Below are 22,349 nucleotides of genomic sequence, written 5' to 3' on the forward strand. Positions count from 1 at the left end.
GTTGGTCGGCGCGGGTGGGGTGGGGGGGGCCGCGGGGCGGGGTTTGTCGGCCCGGCCGCGGGGCGGGGGGGGGGGCAGGACAGGGGGGTGCGGTCGTACGCGTACGACCGCACCCTCCGCCGTACGGAAACCCTCAGAAGACCGACTCGGCCTCGAACATCCGGTCCTCCGGCACCGTCTTCAGCCGGGTCACCGCCTCCGCCAGCGGCACCGTCACGATCTCCGTGCCGCGCAGCGCCGTCATCCGCCCGAACTCGCCCCGGTGCGCCGCCTCCACCGCGTGCCAGCCGAAGCGGGTGGCGAGGACGCGGTCGTACGCGGTCGGGGTGCCGCCGCGCTGGACATGGCCCAGGATCACCGGACGGGCCTCCTTGCCGAGGCGGCGCTCCAGCTCGGTGGCGAGGACGTTGCCGATGCCCTGGAAGCGCTCGTGTCCGAACTGGTCGATCTCGCCCTTGCCGTACTCCATGGTGCCCGCCGCCGGGTGGGCGCCCTCCGCGACGCAGACGACCGCGAACTTCTTGCCGCGCGCGAAGCGCTCCTCGACCATCTTCACCAGGCTCTCGACCTCGAAGGGCCGCTCCGGCAGGCAGATCCCGTGCGCGCCGCCCGCCATCCCGGACTCCAGCGCGATCCACCCGGCGTGCCGCCCCATGACCTCCACGACCATCACCCGCTGGTGGGACTCGGCGGTGGTCTTGAGGCGGTCGATGGCCTCCGTGGCGACGGTGACGGCGGTGTCGAAGCCGAAGGTGCGGTCGGTGGCGTGGATGTCGTTGTCGATGGTCTTCGGGACGCCGACGACCGGCATGCCCGCGTCCGAGAGGAGCCGGGCGGCGGTCAGGGTGCCCTCGCCGCCGATCGGGATGAGGGCGTCTATGCCGTACCTGCGGGCCAGTTCGGCGCAGTTCTCGGCCGCCTCGCGGAGCCGTCCGCGCTCCAGCCGGGCCGAGCCGAGGATGGTGCCGCCCCGGGCGAGGATGCCGCTGACCGCGTTGAGGTCGAGGGGGCGCAGATGGCCGTCGAGGAGCCCCTTGAAGCCGTCCTCGAAGCCGATGACCTCGTCGCCGTGGCCGGTCAGGGCGCGGTGCACGACCGAACGGATCACTGCGTTCAGGCCGGGGCAGTCGCCACCTGCGGTGAGAACTCCGATACGCATCGTGCTCTGGTCTCCTGCTCGCTCGTGTCCTGTGCGGCGCGCTCGCCTCCTGTGCGGGTCCGATCCTCCCACGGGTGATCGGCGCCACGTACCGGCCGTATGGGGGCCCTCCGCGCTGTTGACCGCGTCACTGATCGTTTCGTACGGAGGCCCCGGGGCAGCCGGTCAGAAGCGGGAACGGAGCCCGCCGAAACCTTTTGACCTGGGCTTTCCTCCACAGGCATGACCATCGGGCGCCCCGGCCCGCACCGGGTGCACTATCGACCCCCGCAGGTATTGTCAAGAGGAAGTCAAGAAGAAACAGCCACGGGCAAGAAGAACAGCCACCGGACAGGAACGGGAGAGCACGCGTGACACGCAGCGTGTACGTGACCGGGATCGATCGCGGGGACGGCCGCCAGGTCGTCGAACTGGGGGTCATGGAACTCCTCACCCGCCAGGTGGACCGGGTGGGGGTCTTCCGGCCGCTCGTCCACGACGGGCCCGACCGCCTCTTCGACCTGCTGCGCGCCCGCTACCGGCTGACGCAGGACGCCGGCTCCGTCTACGGGCTCGACTACCCCGAGGCCGCCGCGCTCCAGGCCGAGCGGGGCACCGACGAGCTGGTCTCGCGGCTGGTGGAGCGGTTCCACGCGGTGGCGCGCGACTACGAGGTGGTGCTCGTCCTGGGCACGGACTTCGCCGCGACCCAGCTCCCCGACGAACTCGCGCTCAACGCACGGCTCGCCAACGAGTTCGGCGCCTCCGTGATCGGCGTCGTCGGCGGCAAGGGCCAGAGCGCCGAGTCCGTACGCGCCGAGGCCCGCAACGCGCACCGCGCCTACGAGGTGCTCGGCTGCGACGTGCTGACCATGGTCGTCAACCGGGTCGCCGCCGAGGACCGTACCGCCATAGCCGAGGGCCTGACCGCCCAGCTCCCGGTCCCCTGCTACGTGCTCCCCGACGAGCCCGCGCTCGCCGCCCCGACGGTCGCCCAGATCACCCAGGCGCTCGGCGGCACGGTGCTGCTCGGCGACGACTCCGGACTCGCCAGGGACGCGCTGGACTTCGTCTTCGGCGGCGCCATGCTCCCCACCTTCCTGGAGGCCCTGACCCCCGGCTGCATGGTGGTCACCCCCGGCGACCGCGCCGACCTGGTGGTCGGCGCGCTGGCCGCGCACTCGGCGGGCACCCCGCCCATCGCGGGCGTCCTGCTCACCCTGGACGAGCGCCCCGACGACGCGGTCCTCACCCTGGCGGCGCGGCTCGCGCCGGGCACCCCGGTGGTCTCCGTACCGGGCGGCTCCTTCCCCACCGCCACCGAACTCTTCGGCCTGGAGGGGAAGCTCTCCGCAGCGACGCCCCGCAAGGCGGAGACCGCGCTCGGCCTCTTCGAGCGCCACGTGGACACCGCCGATCTGCTGGCGCGGATGTCGGTGGCGCGCAGCGGCCATGTGACCCCGATGATGTTCGAGCACGACCTGCTGGAGCAGGCGCGCGCCCACCGCCGCCGGGTGGTGCTCCCCGAGGGCACCGAGGAGCGGGTGCTCCGCGCCGCCGATGTGCTGCTCCGCCGGGACGTCTGCGACCTGACGCTGCTCGGCGACACCGACACCATCCGCAAGAAGGCCGCGGACCTCGGCATCGACCTGGCCGGGACGCATCTGGTCGACCCCGCCACGGACGAGCTGCGCCAGGAGTTCGCTGAGCGGTACGCGGGGCTGCGGGCGCACAAGGGCGTCACGGTGGAGCTGGCGTACGACGTGGTCTCCGACCCGAACTACTTCGGCACGCTGATGGTCCAGCAGGGCCTGGCGGACGGCATGGTCTCGGGTTCGGTCCACTCGACGGCCGCGACCATCCGCCCCGCCTTCGAGATCATCAAGACGAGGACCGACGCGTCGATCGTCTCGTCGGTCTTCTTCATGTGCCTCGCCGACCGGGTGCTGGTGTACGGCGACTGCGCGGTCAACCCGGATCCGGACGCGGAGCAGCTCGCTGACATCGCCGTCCAGTCGGCCGCCACCGCCGCCCGGTTCGGGGTGGAGCCCCGGATCGCGATGCTCTCGTACTCGACGGGCACCTCGGGGTCGGGCGCGGATGTCGACAAGGTGCGCGCGGCGACGAAGCTGGTCCGCGACGCCCATCCGGAGCTGCGGATCGAGGGCCCGATCCAGTACGACGCGGCGGTCGAGCCGACGGTCGCCGCGACGAAGCTGCCGGACTCGGAGGTGGCCGGGCAGGCGACGGTGCTGATCTTCCCGGACCTGAACACCGGCAACAACACCTACAAGGCCGTGCAGCGCTCGGCGGGCGCGGTGGCGGTCGGCCCGGTCCTCCAGGGGCTCCGCAAGCCGGTCAACGACCTGTCGCGCGGCGCGCTGGTGCAGGACATCGTCAACACGGTGGCCATCACGGCGATACAGGCCCAGGACACCCCCGCATGACCCCGCCGTCCGACCCGTACGACCCGACCTCCCCGTACTCCCCCACCTCCCCCACCTCCCCCACCTCCCCCACCACAGAAGGCCAGCCCCCCGTGACTCCCCGCGCCACCCGTGTCCTCGTGCTCAACTCCGGTTCCTCCTCGCTGAAGTACCAGCTCCTGGACATGGCGGACGGCTCCCGGCTCGCCTCCGGGGTGGTCGAGCGGATCGGGGAGGGGCCGGTCGCCGACCACACCGAGGCGCTGGAGGCCGTCGCCGCCGAGCTGGCCGGGGCCGGGCTCGGCCTGGACTCCCCCGAGCTGGCGGCGATCGGCCACCGGGTGGTGCACGGCGGGCCCCGGTTCACCGCGCCGACGCTGGTGGACGATGCCGTCCTCGCCGAGATCGAGCGGCTGGTGCCGCTCGCGCCGCTGCACAACCCGGCCAACCTCACCGGGATACGGACCGCCCTGCGGCTCCGCCCCGACCTGCCGCAGGTCGCCGTCTTCGACACGGCGTTCCACACGACGATGCCGGAGCACGCGGCGCGGTACGCGATCGACACGGCGACCGCCGACGCGCATCTGATCCGGCGGTACGGCTTCCACGGCACCTCGCACGCGTATGTCTCCCGGAAGACCGCCGAACTCCTCGGCAAGGACCCGTCCGAGGTCAATGTGATCGTGCTGCACCTGGGGAACGGGGCCTCCGCCTCGGCGGTCGAGGGCGGCCGGTGCGTGGAGACCTCGATGGGGCTGACGCCGCTGGAGGGTCTGGTGATGGGGACGCGCTCCGGGGACATCGACCCGGCCGTCACGTCCCATCTGCACCGCGTGGCCGGGATGTCCGTCGCGGAGACCGATGAACTTCTGAACAAGAAAAGCGGTCTGGCCGGTCTCTGCGGGGACAACGACATGCGCGAGATCCAGCGCAGGATCGACGAGGGGGACGAGCGGGCGCGGCTCGCCTTCGCCGTCTATATCCACCGGCTGAAGAAGTACATCGGCGCGTATACGGCGGTTCTGGGCCGGGTGGACGCGGTCGCGTTCACGGCGGGCGTGGGCGAGAACGCGGCGCCGGTACGGGCGGCGGCGGTGGCCGGACTGGCGGGCCTGGGCCTGTCGGTGGACCCGGAGCGCAATACCGTACGTACCGGGGAGCCCCGGGTCATCTCACCGGACGGCGCCCCGGTGGTGGTGGCCGTGGTGCCGACCGACGAGGAATGGGAGATCGCGCGGGGGACCTTCGCGACGGTGACCGCGACCGCGGATTCCGCCGCATCCATGGATTCCGCTCCGGCGGGCGCCGGGGAATCCGCTGGACCTATCGACTGAGCACACACCCGCCCATTTGTACTTTCCACCAGACGGAATATTCCGCACCGAAACAAAACGATAGGATCCGCCTTATGCGCCGTTCCAAAATCGTCTGCACCCTGGGCCCAGCCGTCGACTCGTACGAGCAGTTGAAGTCGCTCATCGAAGCCGGCATGAATGTGGCCCGTCTGAACATGAGCCACGGAAGCCACCCGGAGCACGAGGAGCGGTACCACCGCGTCCGCAAGGCCGCCGAGGACACCGGCCGCGCGGTGGGCGTGCTGGTCGACCTCCAGGGGCCGAAGATCCGTCTGGAGACCTTCGAGGAAGGCCCGGTCGAGCTGGAGCGCGGTGACGAGTTCACCATCACCACCGAGGACGTGCCCGGCTCCAAGTCGATCTGCGGGACGACGTACAAGGGCCTGCCCGGCGATGTCTCCAAGGGCGACCAGATCCTCATCAACGACGGCAATGTCGAGCTGCGGGTGGTCGAGGTCGAGGGCCCCGAGGTCAGGTCGGTCGTCATCGAGGGCGGGGTGATCTCCGACCACAAGGGCATCAACCTGCCGGGCGCGGCGGTCAATGTGCCGGCCCTCTCCGAGAAGGACATCGAGGACCTGCGCTTCGGGCTGCGGATGGGGTGCGACATGGTCGCGCTGTCGTTCGTCCGCGACGCGCACGACGTGCTGGACGTCCACAAGATCATGGACGAGGAGGGGCGCCGGGTCCCCGTCATCGCCAAGGTCGAGAAGCCGCAGGCGGTCGCCAACATGGAGGCCGTCGTCGCGGCGTTCGACGGCGTCATGGTGGCCCGCGGTGACCTGGCCGTCGAGTATCCGCTCGAAAAGGTCCCGATGGTGCAGAAGCGCCTCATCGAGCTCTGCCGCCGGAACGCCAAGCCGGTGATCGTGGCGACCCAGATGATGGAGTCGATGATCACCAACTCCCGTCCGACCCGCGCCGAGGCGTCCGACGTGGCGAACGCGATCCTGGACGGCGCGGACGCGGTGATGCTCTCCGCGGAGTCGTCGGTGGGCGCGTACCCGGTCGAGACGGTCAAGACGATGTCGAAGATCGTCGTCGCGGCCGAGGAGGAGCTGCTCTCCAAGGGGCTCCAGCCGCTGGTCCCCGGGAAGAAGCCGCGTACGCAGGGCGGTTCGGTGGCGCGCGCGGCGTGCGAGATCGCGGACTTCCTGGGCGGCAAGGCGCTGGTCGCCTTCACCCAGTCCGGCGACACGGCCCGCCGGCTCTCCCGCTACCGCGCCGAGCAGCCGATCCTGGCGTTCACGACGGACGAGTCGACGCGGAACCAGCTCGCGCTGAGCTGGGGCGTGGAGTCCTTCGTCGTGCCGTGGGTGCAGTCCACGGACGACATGGTCGACCTGGTCGACGACGAGGTGCTGAAGCTCCAGCGCTACAGCGCGGGCGACGCCCTCATCATCACCGCGGGATCGCCCCCCGGCGTCCCCGGTACGACGAACATGGTCCGGGTCCACCACCTGGGCGGCGCCGCCGCCTCCTGACGTATCCGCCTCACCTCACCTTGCCCGTGGCCCCGCCGGTTCCGTACCGGCGGGGCCGCGGTGCGTACGGGGCGGGGCTGCGGGGGGGGGATTGCGCGGCGGGGTTACGGAGCGGGGGCGCGTGGCGGGGTCACGGCGTGTCGTGTACGGGCGGGTCGGTCATGCCGAGGCGGAGGTGTTCGACGTGGTGGACCGCCTGGTCGAGGAGGCTGGCGACATGGTCGTCATGGAGCGCGTAGACGACGGAGCGGCCCTGGCGCTCGCCGACGACCAGGCCGAGGTTGCGGAGCAGCCGTAGCTGGTGGGAGCAGGCGGACTGCTCCATGCCGACGGCGGCGGCGAGTTCGGTCGCCGCGCAGGGGCCCTCGCGCAGATGGGCCAGGATCAGCAGCCGGGAGGGCGTGGAGAGGGCCTGGAGCGCGGTGGCGACCTGCGGGGCGTTCTCGGGGGTCAGCCGGGTGCGGGGGGTCGTACCGCTGTCCGGGGTGTTCGCTCCGTGGCCCATGGCGCCATCCTACGGACTTGAACACATGAATGGATGTTCATTCGTTCCTGTATGGTGAGGGCGGTACGGACCCCTCTTCCCCCCTCCCCACCTCCCCTCCCTCTCCTGTGAAGGACCCCTGCCCTCATGGCCTCCACCCTGACCACCCGGGCCCCCGCCGCCCCGGCGGCCGAGAACGCCCCCGCCGCGCGGCGCACCCGCGTCCTCGCGCTGCCCGAGGCCCGCTGGGCGCTCGCCGCCCTCGTGCTCTTCCTCGTCGCCCTCGCGCTGGACCTGCTCGGCGCCCCGGGGTGGATGTGGGGCCCGCTGTACGCCGCCACCTACGTCACCGGGGGCTGGGAGCCCGGGTGGGCGGGGCTGAGGGCGCTCAAGGAGCGGACCCTGGACGTGGATCTGCTGATGGTGGTTGCCGCGCTCGGCGCCGCCGCCATCGGGCAGGTCCTGGACGGGGCGCTGCTGATCGTCATCTTCGCGACGTCCGGCGCCCTGGAGGCGGTCGCGACCGCCCGTACCGCCGACTCCGTACGCGGCCTCCTCGACCTGGCGCCGCCGACCGCGACCCGGCTCCGGAACGGCTCGGCCGGGGAGGCAGGGGAGACCGGAGCGGCGGGGGAAGCGGTGGAGGCCGAGGAGACCGTCGCCACCGGGGAACTCGCCGTCGGGGACCTCCTGCTGATCCGGCCCGGCGAGCGGGTCGGGGCGGACGGCCGGGTGGTGGGCGGGGCGAGCGAGGTCGACCAGGCCACCATCACCGGCGAACCGCTCCCGGTGGCCAAGACGGCCGGCGACGAGGTCTTCGCCGGGACCCTGAACGGGACGGGCGCGCTCCGGGTCCGGGTGGAGCGGGACCCGTCGGACTCGGTGATCGCCCGGATCGTACGGATGGTCGAGGACGCCTCGGAGACGAAGGCGCCCACGCAGTTGTTCATCGAGAAGGTCGAGCAGCGCTACTCGATCGGCATGGTCGCCGCCACCCTGGCGGTCTTCCTCGTCCCTCTCGCCCTCGGCGCCGACCTGACCGGGGCGTTGCTCCGGGCGATGACCTTCATGATCGTCGCATCGCCGTGTGCGGTGGTGCTGGCCACGATGCCGCCGCTGCTCGCCACCATCGCCACCGCGGGCCGGCACGGCGTGCTGGTGAAGTCCGCCGTGGTGATGGAGCGGCTGGGCCAGATCGACGCCGTGGCGCTGGACAAGACGGGCACCCTGACCGAGGGCACCCCGTACGTCACCGATGTCAGGGCGCTGGACGGCTCGGGGCTCGACGAGAACGGGGTGCTGGCGCTCGCCGCCGCCGCCGAGCACCCCAGCGAACACCCGCTGGCCCGCGCGGTGGTGGCCGCCGCCCGCGCCCGTGGCCTCCGTACCCCCGCCGCCGGGGAGTTCGCCGCCACCCCCGGCGTCGGGGTCACCGCCACGGTCGACGGCGCCCGGGTCGCGGTCGGCGCCCCCGCCTCCGTGGTCACCGGGCCCCGCGCGGCGGAGGCCGCCGAGGTGGCGGCCGGCTGGGAGGCCGGGGGGCGGACCGCCGTGGTGGTCACCGTGGACGGGGCGGCGGCCGGGGTGCTCGCCATCGCTGACCGGCTCCGCCCGGACGCCGCAGCCACCGTCGCCGCCCTGACGGAGCTCACCGGGGCCGCGCCCGCCCTGCTCACCGGCGACAACCCGCGCGCCGCCGCCCGGCTCGCGGCCGAGGTGGGCATCACCGACGTACGGGCCGGGCTGCTCCCCGAGGAGAAGGTCGCCGCCGTACGGGAGGCGGAGGCGGCGGGGCGCCGGGTCCTGGTCGTCGGCGACGGCGTGAACGACGCCCCCGCGCTGGCCGCCGCGCACACCGGGGTCGCGATGGGCCGGGCCGGTTCCGACCTGGCGCTGGAGACCGCGGACGCGGTGGTCGTACGGGACGAACTCGCCGCCGTCCCCACGGTCGTGGCGCTCTCCCGCCGGGCCCGCGCCCTCGTCGTGCAGAACCTGGTCATCGCGGCGGTGTGCATCACCGGGCTGGTCCTCTGGGACCTGGTGGGCACCCTCCCGCTGCCGCTCGGCGTCCTCGGCCACGAGGGCTCCACGGTCCTCGTCGGCCTCAACGGGCTGCGCCTGCTCCGTGAAGCGGCCTGGCGGCGCGCCTCGGCGGAGGCGGCGGGCACCACGGGGGCCGCCGGGTGAGCCCCGGTGAAAGTCAGCGGGTGATGTAGTTGTGCAGGCCGGGGACGGTGAGGGTGCCGCCGAACTGGCCCGCCTGGACGACCGTGACATCGGTGAAGAAGGCGAACGGGACGTTCAGCGGGGGCGGGGTGGCCGGGCTGAAGGTGATCGGGATCAGGCCGAAGAGGTTGCCCTTCAGCTCCTCCGTGTACATCGTCACCTCGCCGTCGCGGATGGTCGAGGTGGACCCCGGACGCGCCTCCACATGGGCGGTGCCGCCCTGCGGGTAGACGACCCGCTGGTCGAGGTCCTTGATGTCCAGGGACGAGGCCGTGAACTTGAGGACCTTCTTGACCTGGCCGCTGTAGGTCCGCACCTCGACGATGCCCTGGTAGTCGAGGCCGTTCAGGGTCAGCAGCGAACTGTGCAGCGTCCAGGGGTCGTCGGGGAGGAGCGGGAGGCCCTGCTCCTCGGTGGCCGCGGCGAGGGCCTCGGGGTCGGCCGTCGGGCAGGGGTACGGGGTCTTGCCCTCGGCGCCCGCCGGGATGTCACCGTCCTTGCGGGCCTGGAGCCCTTTGGCGGCGTCGTCCAGCTCCTCGACCTCGGCGCCGGCCTGCTCGGCGGCTTCCTTGATCGCGTCCTTGGACTTCTCGGTGGCCGCGTCGCCGTCCTCGGACTTCCCGTCCTCGGACTTCCCGTCCTCGGACTTCCCGTCCTTCTGTCCGGCCTTGTCCTTGCCGTCTTCGTCGTCGCCGTCGGCGTTCTCGCCCTTCGCTGCGGAGGAGGCGGAGGAGGCGGAGGCGCCGGCGGTGGTGCTCGGCGAGGGGCTGCTCGTGGCCGCCTTCTCGTCGTCCTCGCTGCTCTTGTCGTCCTTGCCCTCCTTGTCCTTGCCGTTCACACCCAGCAGGTCGCCCAGCGCGTCGCCCAGACCCAGCGGGTCCAGCGGGTTGGTGGAGTGCGAAGGGGTGGCGCCGGGGGTGGGGGTGCCGGTGGCCGAGGCCGAGGCCGAGGCCGAGGCCGACGGTTCCGGGGCCTCGGCAGGACCGGCGTCCGCCGCCGGGGCGGACCCGGACGGCGAGGGCCCGGCCGCCTCCTTGCCCTCGGTGTCCTTCTCTCCCGCCGAGGACGAGGCCGAGGGGGAAGGAGCGGTGGAGGCGGAGGGGGAGGAGGAGGGCGCCGGGGAGGACTCCGAGGCCGAGGCGGAGGGCTCGTCGGAGCGGGTCACGCAGGGGCCGGGGGCGAAGGGTATGTCGTCGCCGCCCGCCGCCAGCGCGAGCCGGGGCGTGAGCCCCATGCCCACGAAGACCGCCGTCGGCATCGCCGCCAGGGCCATCGCCTTGCCGGCGGGTATCTGGAGCTTCGTCAGGAGGGACTTCTTCGGAGCCGCGTGGCGGGGCCCTCTCCTCGCCCGGGGCTCCTCACCGCCGGACGCGGTGGGCCGCACATCGTCACCCCGCACTGTTCCTCCCGCCGTTGGCGTGGGCAGTCGCTTCCGTAGCGTTCCGGTCCGTGCCGTGGTGCTCCGTGCCGCGCTCCGGGGTGCCGCCCCGCTCCGTACCGCCCCGCTCCGTACCGTCGCGCTCCGTGCCGTACGGGTCCCCACTGCCGTACGAGTCCCCGCTGTACGGTTCTCCGCTGTCGCGTACCGCCCCGTACCGGGAGGAACCGCGCGCCCCGGGCGGACGGTGCCGCTCCGCCTCCCCGCCGGTCTCCGCGTCCTCCGGTACGCCCGGGGCCCAGGAGATCGAGAGCGCGCCGCCGATCAGCGCGAGCAGGAAGCCGATGAGGAAGCCGCCGAGGTTGGAGACCGGGAGCGAGACGAGCGCCAGCAGGATCGTGGCGACGCCCGCGAAGACCCGGACGATGGAGTGGAACCACATCGTCAGGCCGAGCGTGACCAGCAGCACGCCGATGATCAGCGAGCCGGCGCCGGCCGTGGTCGCCATCGCCACCGTGAGGTTGCCGAACTTCACCTCGGCGTACGGGAAGTAGGCGATCGGGAACCCGCTGAGCAGCGTGAAGAGCCCCGCCCAGAACGGCCGGGTACCGCGCCAGCCGCGGAACCGCTGCCGCCCCTGCGCGAAGCGGCCGGGGGAATCCGAGGAGCCTCGGGGGCCTGAAGACTCGGCGCTCATGGAAAACAGCTCCCTGGTACCGGTGTTGCGGTGAGAAAGTGGAGGTGGGGCGGGCAGGCGGAGGCCCTACGGGACACGGCCCGCCCGCCCGGAGGAGTGCTTAGTAGCACTCCTTGACGCCCTTGTGCAGCCTCAGGCTCAGATCGTTCAGCCTGAAGGTGCCGGCCGTGGTCGCCCATGCCGTCTGCTCCACATTGGTGAGCGTGGCCTTGTCCGAACGCTGGGCGAAGCCGTACGGGTTGGCCTGGTCACCGGGGTTGATGCCGGTCTTGTTGCTCTTGTCCCCGGCCGCCACACCGATGTCGATGTTCTCGAACACGGCGTCCGCGTCGAGCTGCTCGATGTCGATGTAGATGTTGGTCGCCTTGACCGGCTTGCTCGCGTTCGTGCCGGCCCGCAGCTCCAGGCTGACGGAGCCGAAGAGCGGCACGTCCGGAGTGACCACCGACTGGCACATGTTGGTGATCGTGGCCGTGCTGAACCCGGAGACGGCGACCGGGTGCGCGGTCTTGTTCCCCTTGAGATCCGTGCCCGCGTCGATGCTGCCGTACTGGACGAAGTCGTAACCGACCAGCTTGTCCGCGCTGACCTTGAAGCTCTGGCCGGACACGCTGAACGAGGCGGCCAGCGCGCCCTGTGCCAGCGCGACGCCTATCGCCGCCGTGGCGGCGACGCTCGGCACCATGACGACGGCGAACCGCCGCCATCTGGTCCCGCCACGCACTTGGGACTCCATGAATGTCCTCCTTCTCGGACGTACATCTCCGGATCGGGCGGAAACCCGTCCTGGGATGGGAGAAGTGCTACGTCCTCGGGAAGGAGAGCGCCTGCTCCGGAGGCGCCAACCGCGTCCGAAATTACGGCGATCACCCCCGAGCGACAACCACTGGCCACGCCTTCGCGCAACCTCTGGACAGGCCCTGCCGGGTGGGCAGGAACCCCCCTGTCCGGGCTCGGCGGCCGGGCCGCCTGACCCGCTCGGTGGGGACCCACGGACCGAGGGCGCGACTGGCTGCCGTGCTGATACGGAAATGGACCGAGCGTCGCCGATCGTGGTGCATTCGCGCTGTTGACACAAGGGGGTTCATTACTGGCTAGTAACGGCCAGATAACCGGTACGCGACCGGGCGGCACGGGACGACCACACAGGGTGCCGCGCGCCGATGCGTCAGAAGCGGCGATTACCCCCCATAGCGGGACAGAGCAAGGGAGTTGATTTACTGTAGGTAACAGTAGCCGCTTTTACCAAGTTTTGGTAAAGCGAGGCCCCTGGTGTCGCTGTGTCGCCAAATCCGCACCGTGGCCCCGGAGTCGGCGCCCCGGGGCCGTACCACCGCGCCGCACCGCGCCTAGAAGAGCACCCGGGCGAGCGCCTGGCGGGCCGAGGTCACCCGGGGGTCGTCCCCGCCGATCACCTCGAAGAGCTCCAGCAGCCGCAGCCGCGCCGCCTCCCGCTCCTCACCGGCCGTACGCCGTACGGCCTCCACGAGCCGGCCGAACGCGTCCTCCACATGCCCGCCGACCAGGTCGAGATCGGCGGCGGCGATCTGCGCGGCCACATCGGCGGGCCGGTCCGCCGCGTCCTTGCGCACCTGCGCCTGGTCCATCCCCTGGACGCGGGCGAGCAGTTCGGTCTGGGCGAGGCCGAGCTTCGCCTCCGGGTGACCGGGGTCCTGGGCGAGCACCGCGCGGTACGCCTCGGTCGCGGCCGGGAAGTCATTGGCGTCCAGCGCCTGGACGGCCGTCTCCAACAGCGCGTCGTACGGGCCCTCCGGTACGGCGGCCTCGTCCGCGCCCTCCGCGCCCTCCGCGCCCTCGGCGGCCGGGTCGACCGCGATCCCGGTGAGCCCGAAGCGCTCCTCGCCGACCTGGATGAGCTGGTCCAGCGTCTGCCGGATCTGGCTCTGCGGGGCGGCGCCCTGGAAGAGCGGCAGCGCCTGCCCGGCGACCACCGCGAAGACCGCGGGGATGCCCTGGATGCCGAACTGCTGCATCAGCATCTGGTTGGCGTCGACATCGATCTTGGCCAGCACGAAGCGGCCGTTGTACTCCTTGGCGAGACTCTCCAGCACGGGGGTGAGCTGCTTGCACGGCTCGCACCACTCGGCCCAGAAGTCGATGACGACCGGGACCTCGGTGGAGCGCTGGAGGACATCGCGCTCGAAGCCGGCTTCGTCGACGTCGATGACCAGGCTCGACGGGGCGACGGCGCCGGCGCCGCCCTTGCGGGCCGCCTCCGCGCGGGCCTGCTCCGCCTTCGCCTTGGCCTCACCGGCCGCCTTCACCGCGGCGAGGTCGACGACGCCACTCATGGACATGTTCCTAGGCTGCATGAGTACATCCTCCCCCTTCCGCGCCGACTTGAGAAAAGCGGCATCCGGGCGGGACGGCCGACCCGTGCCCCCGTTTCCGCTACGAGCCGTAGCGTAACTGGCGCGTAAGGTACGCGCACAGATTCCCCTGGTGAGCCGGATCACATGACTACTGGCCGGTACGGTTTCGGGTACCGGCCGGTAGGGTCGCGGCCATGGGCGGCGACGAGGACGCGGAACCCCGGAAGTCCACCGGGGGCGAGGGCCGGACGGGCCCGCGCGGGAGCCGTCCGGCCGGGGGCCCTCCGCACGGGGGCCGTCCTGAGGGAAGCCGTCCGCACGGGGGCCGGCCGCGTTCCGCCGAGGCGGACGCCGCGATCCTGGAGGCGACCCGGGAGGCCCTGGGTGAACTGGGGTGGACAAAGCTGACGATGGGCCATGTCGCGGCCCGCGCCGGCGTCGCCAAGACGACGCTCTACCGGCGCTGGCCCTCCAAGAGCGAGCTGGTGGTGGACGCGGTCGCGGTCCTCTTCGACCGGGTGGAGCTCGCGGACCGGGGCAGTCTGGCGGCCGATGTCGAGGGCGCCGTCCTCCAGTTCGCCGCGCTGCTGGAGCGGCCGGAGAACAAGACGTCGCTGATGGCGCTGGTCGCCGAGGCCACCAGGGACGAGGCGCTGCGGCTCCGGATCAGGCAGGCGATCGTGGAGCGGCAGAAGCGGCTGGTGGTGGCCGGCCGCGAGCGCGCCCAGGCGCGCGGTGAACTCCCCTACGAGCCGGACGCGGGGGCGGCGGCCCGGACGACGGAGCTGATCTTCGATGTGATCGCGGGCGCCGTGCTCCACCGGACGATGGTGAGCGCCCGGGAGGTGGACGCGGAGTGGGCCCGTACGTTCACGGCGCTGCTCCTGGGCGGCCTGAGCCCGAAGCGACCGTGACCGGCCCCGGGGGCGGTCACGGTCCCGGGACCGTGACCGCCCCCGCCCGGCCTCGCCTCCGCCCCCGCCCTCGACTCCGCCCTCACCGCGCGAGCCGCCCCAGCAGGGAGGAGGCCGCCGCGATGCCCACGACGGCGGCGAAGAGCAGCACGCCGTAGTCGAGCGCGAGGTGCGAGGGCGTGCCGAGCAGCAGCCCGCGCAACGCGTCGACCTGGTAGCTCAGCGGGTTGATCCGGCTGATGACCTGGAGCCAGGACGGCATGATCGCCACCGGGTAGAGGGCGTTCGACGCGAAGAAGAGCGGCATCGTGATGGCCTGCCCGATGCCCATCAGCCGGTCGCGGGTGAGCACGATCCCGGCGATGGTCATGGAGAGGCAGGAGAAGAAGGCCGAGCCGAGGACGACGGCGACGGCCACGCCGAGCAGCCGCAGCGGGTTCCAGGTCAGCCCCACCCCCAGGGCCGCCGCGATGACGATCACCACGACCGCCTGGATCAGCGCCTTCACCCCGGAAGCGAACGCCTTGCCGCTGATCAGCGCGGCCCGTGGCGTCGGTGTGACCAGCAGTTTGGTCAGAATGCCCGCATCGCGCTCCCAGATGATCATGATGCCGTAGAAGATGGCGATGAACATCGCGGACTGGGCGATGATGCCCGGCGCGAGGTAGTCGATGTACGGGATGCCGCCGGTCGGGATGGCCTTGATCCGGGTGAAGGTCTCCCCGAAGATCAGCAGCCAGAGGGCCGGCTGGACGGCGCGGGTGTAGAGCTCGGTGCGGTCGTGCCGGAGCTTCTGGAGCTCCACGACACACATGGCGGCCACCCGGGCGGGCAGCACCCGCCACCCGGTCCGGGCGCGCGGCGCGGAGAGCAGCAGCGCGAACCGCGCGGGGTCGGGCCCCTGGGCGCTCCCCGTGGGCGTGCCGGTGGTGATGCCCGTACGGGTGCCGGTACGGGGGTCAGCCGACCCGGGTCGCGGTGCGGCGGGTGGACCTGACATCACGGAAGTCGCCCCCTTCCTCGTCCAGACCGCTGCCGGCGATGTCCCGGAAGACGTCCTCCAGGGTCGGCGGCGGGTCCCCCCGGCCGCCTTCGGCCACCCGGCGGTCGCGCAGCGCGCTCCGCAGCTCGTCGGGGGTGCCGAGGGCATGGATACGTCCCTGGTGCATCAGGGCGACGCGGTCGCAGTACTGGTCGGCCTCGTCCATGTAGTGGGTGGTGACCAGGACGGTCATCCCGGTGGCGTGCCGCACCGCGTCGATGTGCTCCCACACGCTGGTACGGGCGATCGGGTCGAGGCCGATGGTCGGCTCGTCCAGCATCAGCAGCCGGGGCGCGCTGACCAGGGCCTGCGCGAGTTCGAGGCGGCGGATCATGCCGCCGGAGAACGTCTTGGTCATCCGGTCGGCGGCGGTGGTGAGCCCGACGGCGGCGAGCGCCTGCGCGACGCGCTCGGCGCGCTCGCGGCGCGGCACGTCGAAGACGCGGGCGAAGAGGGTGACGTTCTCGCGGCCGGTCAGCGCGGCGTCGGCGGAGAGCTGCTGCGGTACGTACCCGAGCAGCCTGCGGACGGCCATCTTCTCCTTGGCCGCGTCGTGCCCGAAGACCTGGACCATGCCGGCCGGGACGGGCAGGAGGGTGGTGATACAGCGGATCGCGGTGGTCTTGCCGGCCCCGTTCGGCCCGAGCAGCCCGAAGACCTCGCCCGCGGCGACGGCGAGATCGAGCGCGGCGACGGCCCGGGTCTCCCCGAAGGAGTAGTCGAGCCCGGCGCACCGTACGGCGGCGACGGAATCCACGGCGCCGGAAGCTCCGAAGGTTCCGGCGGCACCAGGGGTTCCGGAGGTTCCCGGTTCGGGGGTCTCACTCATGTGCGGCCTCCCCTTCCTCATGGAGGTGGCGTTTCCTCATGGAGGTGGCGCGCGAGGCTGCGCAGTGCGGGCAGGGCCGCCGCCAGCGCCTCGCGTTCCTCGTCCGTCAGCCGGGCCACGTGGTCGCGTACGAGCGCGGCCCTCCGCGAGCGCCAGCGCAGCAGCCGGGCCTCCCCCGCCGGGGTGGGCAGCAGCAGCGTCGAACGCCGGTCGGCCGGGTCGTCGGCGCGGCGCAGACAGCCGGCCAGGACGAGCTGGTTGACCAGGGTGGAGACGGAGTTCCCGGCGAGCCACAGCTCCTCGGCCGCGTCCGAGACCCGGATGCCCGGGCGGTCCACGACCAGCCGCAGCAGCTCACCCTGGGCCCCGAGCAGCGGCGCGGCGGGCGCGGTACGGCGCAACCGGCGCCGGATCGTGCGCTGAACCCCTGCCAGCGCCTCGGCGAGCGAGTCCGGGAACTCCCCGGAGAACTCCTCCGTGGCCATGCCATCAATTTTATCTCTGCCTCCGAGCTATTCCACTCGGACGAGTGAGCGGCGGCGCTCCCCTCCGCCTGAGGTTAGAGTAATCGAACGAGCGTACGATGAACATAACGGGCTTTTGATCGAAAAGGGGTGGAGTGATGGAGGTGCGGCATGGCGGGCTTCGTCCACGTGCACGTCGCGTCCGGTTACTCCGCCCGCTACGGCGCGTCCCATCCCGAGCAGCTCGTCCGGCGGGCAGCCGAGCGGGGGATGTCCGCGCTCGCGCTCACCGACCGGGACACGGTCACCGGCGCCGTGCGCTTCGTCCGGGCCTGTGAGGAGGAGGGCGTCCGGCCGGTTCTCGGCGTCGACCTCGCGGTGGCGGCCCTCGCGCCCGCGCCGCCCGCCCGGCGGCACCGCACCCCGGCGCACGGCGGCGCGTACGTCACCGAGCCGCCCCTGCGGTTCGTGCTGCTCGCGCAGGGCCGGGCGGGGTGGGCGCGGCTCTGCCGTATCACCTCGGCCGCCCATGCCGGTGCCGGGTCCGGTACGGCGCCGGTGGTGCCGTGGGAGGCGCTGCGCGCGTACGGCGGCCCCGGTCTGACCGTCCTGCTGGGGCCGCTCTCCGAGCCGGTACGGGCACTGTCGGCGGGCCGGCAGGACGTCGCGGTGAAGCTGCTGGCGCCCTGGAAGGAGATCTTCGGGAAGGGTGTCCGGCTGGAAGCCGTCGCCCAGAGACGTTCCGGCCTCGGGCCCGGGTCGCTGCGGCTGGCCGCCCGTACCCTCGCCCTGGCCGACCGCACCGGCACCACCGCCGTGCTCTCCAACGCCGTCCGCTACGCCGACCCCGGCCAGCACCGCCTCGCCGACGTCCTGGACGCCGCACGGCTGCTGCGCCCCGTCGACCGGCGCCACCTGGACAGCGGGCAGCGCTGGCTCAAGGACGAGCGGGGAATGGCGGCCGTGGCCCGGATGACCGCCGAGTGCGCGGGGACGGATGTCCGCCGGGCCCGCCGTCTGATGGCGGACACCGCCGCCACGGCGGCCGAGTGCGTCATCGACCCGGCGGCCGCCCTCGGGCTCGGTACGCCGCACTTTCCCGAACCGTCGCTCTTCGGGGCCGGGCCAGGGGCGGGAGAAGCCGCCCGGCTGCTGCGCGGGCAGTGCGAGGCCGGCCTGGTCCGGCGCGGTCTCGACCGGGACCGCGCGGCACGGGAGCGGATGGCCGAAGAGCTGGCCGTGATCTCCGCGCTGTCCTACGACTCGTATTTCCTCGCCGTCGGCCAGGTCGTGGCCGACATCCGGGCCAAGGGCATCCGGGTCGCGGCCCGCGGCTCCGGCGCCGGCTCACTGGTCTGCCACGCGCTGGGCATCGCCACCGCCAACCCGCTCGACCACCACCTGCTGTTCGAACGGTTTCTGAGCACCCGCCGGGAGTCACTGCCCGACATCGACATCGACGTGGAGTCCGCCCGACGCCTGGAGTGCTACGACACCGTCTTCGAACGCTTCGGCAAGGAGCGGGTCGCGGTCACCGCGATGCCCGAGACCTACCGGGCCCGCCGCGCCCTGCGCGACACCGGCCTCGCCCTCGGCATCGCCCCCGCCGACATCGACCGGATCGCCAAGAGCTTCCCGCATCTGCGCGCCCGCGACATCACCGGCGCCCTCGCCGAACTCCCCGAACTACGGCGGTTGGCGGGCGAGAAGGAGCGCTACGGCCCCCTCTGGGAACTCGCCGAGGGCCTCGACTCCCTGGTCCACGGCATGGCCATGCACCCCTGCGGCGTGGTCATCAGCGACGCCGGCCTCCTGGACCGGCTGCCGGTCCAGCCCACCCCGCAGGGCGACTACCCCATGGTCATGGCCGCGAAGGAGGAGGTCGAAGCGCTCGGCAACATCAAACTCGATGTCCTGGGCGTGCGGATGCACTCCGCGATGGCCCACGCCGTCGCCGAGCTGGAACGCGTCACCGGCGACCGCGTCGACCTCGACGACCCGGAGCAGGTGCCGCTCGACGACGTCTTCGCCTTCCGGCTCATCCAGGACAGCCGGACCCTGGGCCTGTTCCAGCTGGAATCCCCCGGCCAGCAGGACCTGTTGTCCCGGCTCCAGCCCCGCGACGTGGGCGACGTCATCGCCGACATCAGCCTCTTCCGCCCCGGCCCGGTCGCCGGGGGCATGCCCGAGCGGTACATCGCCGCCCGGCACGGAGGGACGCCGTCGTACGCGCATCCGGATCTGGAGCCCGTACTCGCCGACACCTACGGCGTCACCATCTGGCACGAGCAGGTCATAGAGACCCTGCGGGTGATGACCGGCTGCGACCGGTCCTTCGGGGAGATCACCCGGCGGGCACTGGGCGACAAGGAGCGACTGCCCAGGATCAAGGAGTGGTTCCACGACCGGGCCCGCGGGCGCGGCTACCACGCGGCGGTGCGCGACGAGGTGTGGAGGACCGTCGAGTCCTTCGGGGCGTACGGCTTCTGCCGCGCCCACGCGGTCGCATTCGCCGTACCGGCGCTCCAGAGCGCCTGGCTCAAGGCGCACCATCCGGCGTTCCTGCTGGCCGGTCTGCTCGAACACGACCCCGGGATGTGGCCCAAACGGGTCCTCGTCGCCGACGCCCGGCGCCACGGGACCCCCGTCCTGCCGGTCGACGTCAACAACTCCCGGGTGCGGCACACCGTGGAGAAGACCGACGGCGACCGGTGGGGCGTACGCCTCGCCCTCTCCGCCGTGCACGGCATCGGCGAGGACGAGAGCGCCCGTATCGAGGAGGGACAGCCGTACGGATCCCTCTCGGACTTCTGGCAGCGGGCCCGCCCCAGCAGACCCACCGCCGAACGGCTCGCCGGGATCGGCGCCCTGGACCGCCTCCACGACGGCCGCCTCACCCGGCGCGATCTCCTGCTCCAGATCGCCGAGTCGCACCGCCTGTCCCGCTCCCGGCAGGTGCCCGACGGCCAGCTGCCCATCACCGCGGAGGCGGCCGGCGGCACCGCTCCGAGCGGCCTGCCGGAGATGTCCGGACGCGAGGCCCTCAGCGCGGAGCTGACCACCCTCGGCATCGATGTCTCCCGGCATCTGATGGAGCACCATCACCGGTTGCTGCGCGAGATCGGCGCGACCGACGCGGCACATCTGGCCGGGCTGCGCGCCGGCCGGCAGGTCCTGGTCGCCGGCGTGCGCGCGGCCACCCAGACCCCGCCGATAGCCAGCGGCAAGCGGATCATCTTCGTCACTCTGGAGGACGATTCCGGCCTGGTCGACCTGGCCTTCTTCGAGGACTCCCACCCGGCCTGCGCGCACACCGTCTTCCACAGCGGACTGCTGCTGGTGCGCGGCACGGTACAGGTGCGCGGCACCCGCCGTACCGTCGTCGGCACCATGGCCTGGGACCTGGACGAGATCGCCGCCGCCCGCCGCGACAACGGCCCCGAGGCCGCGCTCGCCCTCCTCGGCACCCCCCGCCCGCACCCGACCCCGGCCCAGCCCCACCGCACCCTGGACAACGGCACCACCGGCGCCCGCCTCCACCCCTACGCCGACCTCCAGCCGGCCGGCACCCGCTCGGCCGACCTGAAGAAACTCGGCCACCGCAGCCCGGGTTCTCCAGATCTTTAGCGCTTGCGGTCCTGGACACGGGCTGGACTGTGCCCTATGCGGTTGTCCCAGTCGGCCAGCACCTTCGTGGCGCGGTTCATGGCGGCGCGGCTGACGCCGGCTTCCCGCCAGAGGTGGTTCTTGGTGTTCGGCCTGGGCTCGTACGGTGGCGAAGGCGCTGCGGGGAAAAGGCGCTGCGGATCAAGGCTCATGCGCCAAGGCCCCGCAGTGCCGTCCGGGCGGTACGGTCGGCGGGGTCCTACTTGGTGATCCGGTGCACGAAGGACGGCGGCACATTGCTCCCTGCGCGGTCAGAAGGGGTGCCGGCGTTGGAAGTGCCCCTTTCCAGTGCTGGGTGTCAGCTGTTGAGGTCGAACACGCACCAGGTGGTGAACGGTTCGGTCTGGACGTAGATCCTGCTTCCCCGTCCGGCAACCCGCCGGCGGCCGGGGGCAGCGCCATCGGGCAGGGTGAGCAGGCCGACGTCCGTTGGCTCGACGGATGTTTCACCGATCTCTCCGTGGGCGAGTCGGTCCCGCGCCTCGCCGTAGCCACCGTAGAAGGCGACTCGCTCACCATGGACGGCCACCGCGTGGGAGCCCCGCACGCGGTTCGCCCACACCCTTACGGGCCGATCGGTGCGGTCGGGGCGTATCTCGACGAGGGGGAAGTCCGTGTAGGCACACGCCCAGGCGGCGGTGCCCGACACGTTCAGGGCATCGCAGTCGAAGAGACCGGGGATGCCGGCATCGTCTGATGTCCAGGTGTGCCGGCCTGTGGAGCTCCAGCGGTGGATCCCGATCGGGTTCTCGTCGAAGTGCCCGACCCAGATCTGGCCGTCCTCGTCCACGAGCAGGTGCTCGATGGCGTCCCCGGCGGAGAAGGACGAGGTCTCGCGGCCGAGCGCATCGAAGACCTGGACCTGGTGCGTGTCCTCGTACCGGCGGACGCGAGACGCGGCGACGACAAACCCGCCGCCGGGCAGGCGGTCCAGATGCGGCCAGCGGGCCCGCACGGCGCTCAGCTCGGTGAGTTCGGCGTTGCCGTCCGGATCGACGGAAACAACCAGTGCGTCAAAGGGCCGGGCAGCGTCGCCAGGCTGCGGAACGCGGTCGGCAAGCAGCCAGTGGGCGGTGCCGAAAACGTCGACGGTACTGGTCAGGACGTGGCGGTCGTGGTGCGCATGGGGCAGATGGGCGTAGGGAACGAGGACGGTCTTCTGCACGGATGGGCTCTCCTGAGTGGGTGGTCGGTCACGGCCATCGGGCGCGGCGGTGAGCGGCGGTCGGCGGCGCGCGAGCGGTGGAGAGCGGGGCGGGGCGCCTAGACGCCATGGCCCTTTCTGGTCGTCATGAGGTGATCGTGGTTGACATCCGCCCCGGGGACAAGCCATTTATCCGGCCCCTTGCACGGCCCTTGCGCTGCATCGACGTACCGGCCCTCACTGCTCCTCGCTGCTGCCGGAGTGGAACACGGCCTCCGCGATGTCCCGCACGCGGTCCAGGGTGATCCCCGCGCGCTGTTCGACGGCGAGGGGATGGTCGGTGGGCTCCAGTTCGACGTAGGGGCGCTCGCCAACCGGGCGGGTGTGGACGTGGGTCTTGAGATTGAGCGTCGTGGGCGAATAGACCAGCAGATCAGTGGTCAGCCAGCCGAAGTACGGCTTCTCGGCCTCCCGGCCGGGCGTGTCCCACAGGTCCGCCGAGCGGGAGAAGTTCTCGCGGCTGAGCGACACCCAGACACCCCAGGAGAACACCTCGTCGCTACCGACGATCGGTATCTCGACCAGACCCTTCACGAAATAGTGCCGCGCGTGGACCACGCACTGGTCCGAGGAGAGCAGGCAGTCTTCGGCGTCGGCGAACGACGGATCCCACACAGCCGGGGCCTCGGCCGAGTAGTTCATCGGCAGCTCAGAGTGGTGGGCGCCGCAGCACGAGCAGGTGAACCCGAGATCACTGGTCATGGCACTG

The 22,349-nt window shown here is 72.1% G+C and carries 18 protein-coding genes; 6 read left to right on the forward strand and 12 right to left on the reverse strand.

From position 1 onward, the window contains the following. Nucleotides 1-133: 133 nt before the first annotated feature. A complete protein-coding gene (locus tag AB0O07_RS13775; protein ID WP_365631626.1) occupies nucleotides 134-1,159 on the reverse strand; it encodes an ATP-dependent 6-phosphofructokinase in 1,026 nt (341 codons plus the stop codon). A 350-nt stretch (nucleotides 1,160-1,509) separates the two neighbouring features. Here AB0O07_RS13775 and pta point away from each other — a divergent pair, with 350 nt between their 5' ends. From pta to pyk, 3 genes are all read left to right on the forward strand, one after another. Then, complete coding sequence (gene pta, locus AB0O07_RS13780; protein ID WP_365631628.1) at nucleotides 1,510-3,585, forward strand: phosphate acetyltransferase; 2,076 nt, start codon at nucleotides 1,510-1,512, stop codon at nucleotides 3,583-3,585. A 92-nt stretch (nucleotides 3,586-3,677) separates the two neighbouring features. Further along, nucleotides 3,678-4,898: an acetate kinase gene (locus AB0O07_RS13785; RefSeq protein WP_365632971.1), complete on the forward strand. Its 1,221-nt coding sequence runs from the start codon at nucleotides 3,678-3,680 to the stop codon at nucleotides 4,896-4,898. A 74-nt stretch (nucleotides 4,899-4,972) separates the two neighbouring features. Continuing rightward, the gene (gene pyk, locus AB0O07_RS13790; protein WP_365631630.1) at nucleotides 4,973-6,403 is read left to right on the forward strand and encodes a pyruvate kinase; all 1,431 of its coding nucleotides are present in this window, start codon (nucleotides 4,973-4,975) and stop codon (nucleotides 6,401-6,403) included. 130 nt (nucleotides 6,404-6,533) lie between these two features. Here the strand turns inward: pyk and AB0O07_RS13795 are convergent, their stop codons facing one another. After that, nucleotides 6,534-6,908 carry a metalloregulator ArsR/SmtB family transcription factor gene (locus AB0O07_RS13795; protein ID WP_365631632.1) on the reverse strand — a complete coding sequence of 125 codons (375 nt, stop codon included), beginning with the start codon at nucleotides 6,906-6,908 and terminating at the stop codon, nucleotides 6,534-6,536. 126 nt (nucleotides 6,909-7,034) lie between these two features. On the opposite strand from AB0O07_RS13795, the gene AB0O07_RS13800 reads away from it, so the two are divergent. Beyond that, nucleotides 7,035-9,074 carry a heavy metal translocating P-type ATPase gene (locus tag AB0O07_RS13800; RefSeq protein WP_365631634.1) on the forward strand — a complete coding sequence of 680 codons (2,040 nt, stop codon included), beginning with the start codon at nucleotides 7,035-7,037 and terminating at the stop codon, nucleotides 9,072-9,074. Between the two features lie 13 nt (nucleotides 9,075-9,087). Here the strand turns inward: AB0O07_RS13800 and AB0O07_RS13805 are convergent, their stop codons facing one another. From AB0O07_RS13805 to AB0O07_RS13820, 4 genes are all read right to left on the reverse strand, one after another. Next, complete coding sequence (locus AB0O07_RS13805) at nucleotides 9,088-10,497, reverse strand: hypothetical protein (RefSeq protein ID WP_365631636.1); 1,410 nt, start codon at nucleotides 10,495-10,497, stop codon at nucleotides 9,088-9,090. Between the two features lie 4 nt (nucleotides 10,498-10,501). Next, the gene (locus AB0O07_RS13810) at nucleotides 10,502-11,188 is read right to left on the reverse strand and encodes a DUF6114 domain-containing protein (protein ID WP_365631638.1); all 687 of its coding nucleotides are present in this window, start codon (nucleotides 11,186-11,188) and stop codon (nucleotides 10,502-10,504) included. A gap of 100 nt (nucleotides 11,189-11,288) precedes the next feature. After that, entirely contained in the window at nucleotides 11,289-11,924 is a 636-nt protein-coding gene (locus AB0O07_RS13815) for a DUF6230 family protein (RefSeq protein ID WP_365631640.1), read from the reverse strand. Nucleotides 11,925-12,537: 613 nt separating this feature from the next. After that, a complete protein-coding gene (locus AB0O07_RS13820) occupies nucleotides 12,538-13,521 on the reverse strand; it encodes a tetratricopeptide repeat protein (RefSeq protein ID WP_365631642.1) in 984 nt (327 codons plus the stop codon). 194 nt (nucleotides 13,522-13,715) lie between these two features. Between AB0O07_RS13820 and AB0O07_RS13825 the strand changes: the two genes are divergently transcribed. Further along, nucleotides 13,716-14,435, forward strand: coding sequence for a TetR/AcrR family transcriptional regulator (locus tag AB0O07_RS13825; protein ID WP_365631644.1), 720 nt, complete (start codon nucleotides 13,716-13,718; stop codon nucleotides 14,433-14,435). An 82-nt stretch (nucleotides 14,436-14,517) separates the two neighbouring features. Here the strand turns inward: AB0O07_RS13825 and AB0O07_RS13830 are convergent, their stop codons facing one another. Genes AB0O07_RS13830 through AB0O07_RS13840 form a run of 3 tightly spaced genes read right to left on the reverse strand, consistent with a single transcriptional unit; the run spans nucleotide 14,518 to nucleotide 16,791 of the window. Further along, nucleotides 14,518-15,435: an ABC transporter permease gene (locus tag AB0O07_RS13830; protein ID WP_365631646.1), complete on the reverse strand. Its 918-nt coding sequence runs from the start codon at nucleotides 15,433-15,435 to the stop codon at nucleotides 14,518-14,520. Beyond that, entirely contained in the window at nucleotides 15,395-16,306 is a 912-nt protein-coding gene (locus AB0O07_RS13835) for an ATP-binding cassette domain-containing protein (RefSeq protein ID WP_365631648.1), read from the reverse strand. The genes AB0O07_RS13830 and AB0O07_RS13835 overlap by 41 nt, the downstream gene beginning before the upstream one ends. A 17-nt stretch (nucleotides 16,307-16,323) precedes the next feature. Further along, on the reverse strand, nucleotides 16,324-16,791 hold the full coding sequence (locus tag AB0O07_RS13840) for a MarR family winged helix-turn-helix transcriptional regulator (RefSeq protein WP_365631650.1): 468 nt from the start codon (nucleotides 16,789-16,791) through the stop codon (nucleotides 16,324-16,326). 150 nt (nucleotides 16,792-16,941) lie between these two features. On the opposite strand from AB0O07_RS13840, the gene dnaE reads away from it, so the two are divergent. Further along, on the forward strand, nucleotides 16,942-20,397 hold the full coding sequence (dnaE, locus tag AB0O07_RS13845; RefSeq protein ID WP_365631652.1) for a DNA polymerase III subunit alpha: 3,456 nt from the start codon (nucleotides 16,942-16,944) through the stop codon (nucleotides 20,395-20,397). Here the strand turns inward: dnaE and AB0O07_RS13850 are convergent. The 3 genes from AB0O07_RS13850 to AB0O07_RS13860 all read right to left on the reverse strand — a co-directional run bounded on the left by AB0O07_RS13850 (nucleotide 20,394) and on the right by AB0O07_RS13860 (nucleotide 22,282). Beyond that, nucleotides 20,394-20,588, reverse strand: a complete 195-nt coding sequence (locus tag AB0O07_RS13850) for a hypothetical protein (protein WP_365631654.1) — start codon at nucleotides 20,586-20,588, stop codon at nucleotides 20,394-20,396. The genes dnaE and AB0O07_RS13850 overlap by 4 nt on opposite strands. Nucleotides 20,589-20,734: 146 nt before the next feature. Next, on the reverse strand, nucleotides 20,735-21,601 hold the full coding sequence (locus tag AB0O07_RS13855; protein WP_365631656.1) for a hypothetical protein: 867 nt from the start codon (nucleotides 21,599-21,601) through the stop codon (nucleotides 20,735-20,737). 216 nt (nucleotides 21,602-21,817) lie between these two features. After that, nucleotides 21,818-22,282: a DUF2199 domain-containing protein gene (locus AB0O07_RS13860; protein WP_365632972.1), complete on the reverse strand. Its 465-nt coding sequence runs from the start codon at nucleotides 22,280-22,282 to the stop codon at nucleotides 21,818-21,820. Nucleotides 22,283-22,349 lie beyond the last annotated feature (67 nt).

This window comes from Streptomyces sp. NPDC093085, assembly GCF_040683935.1.
Classification (GTDB): Bacteria; Actinomycetota; Actinomycetes; order Streptomycetales; family Streptomycetaceae; genus Streptomyces.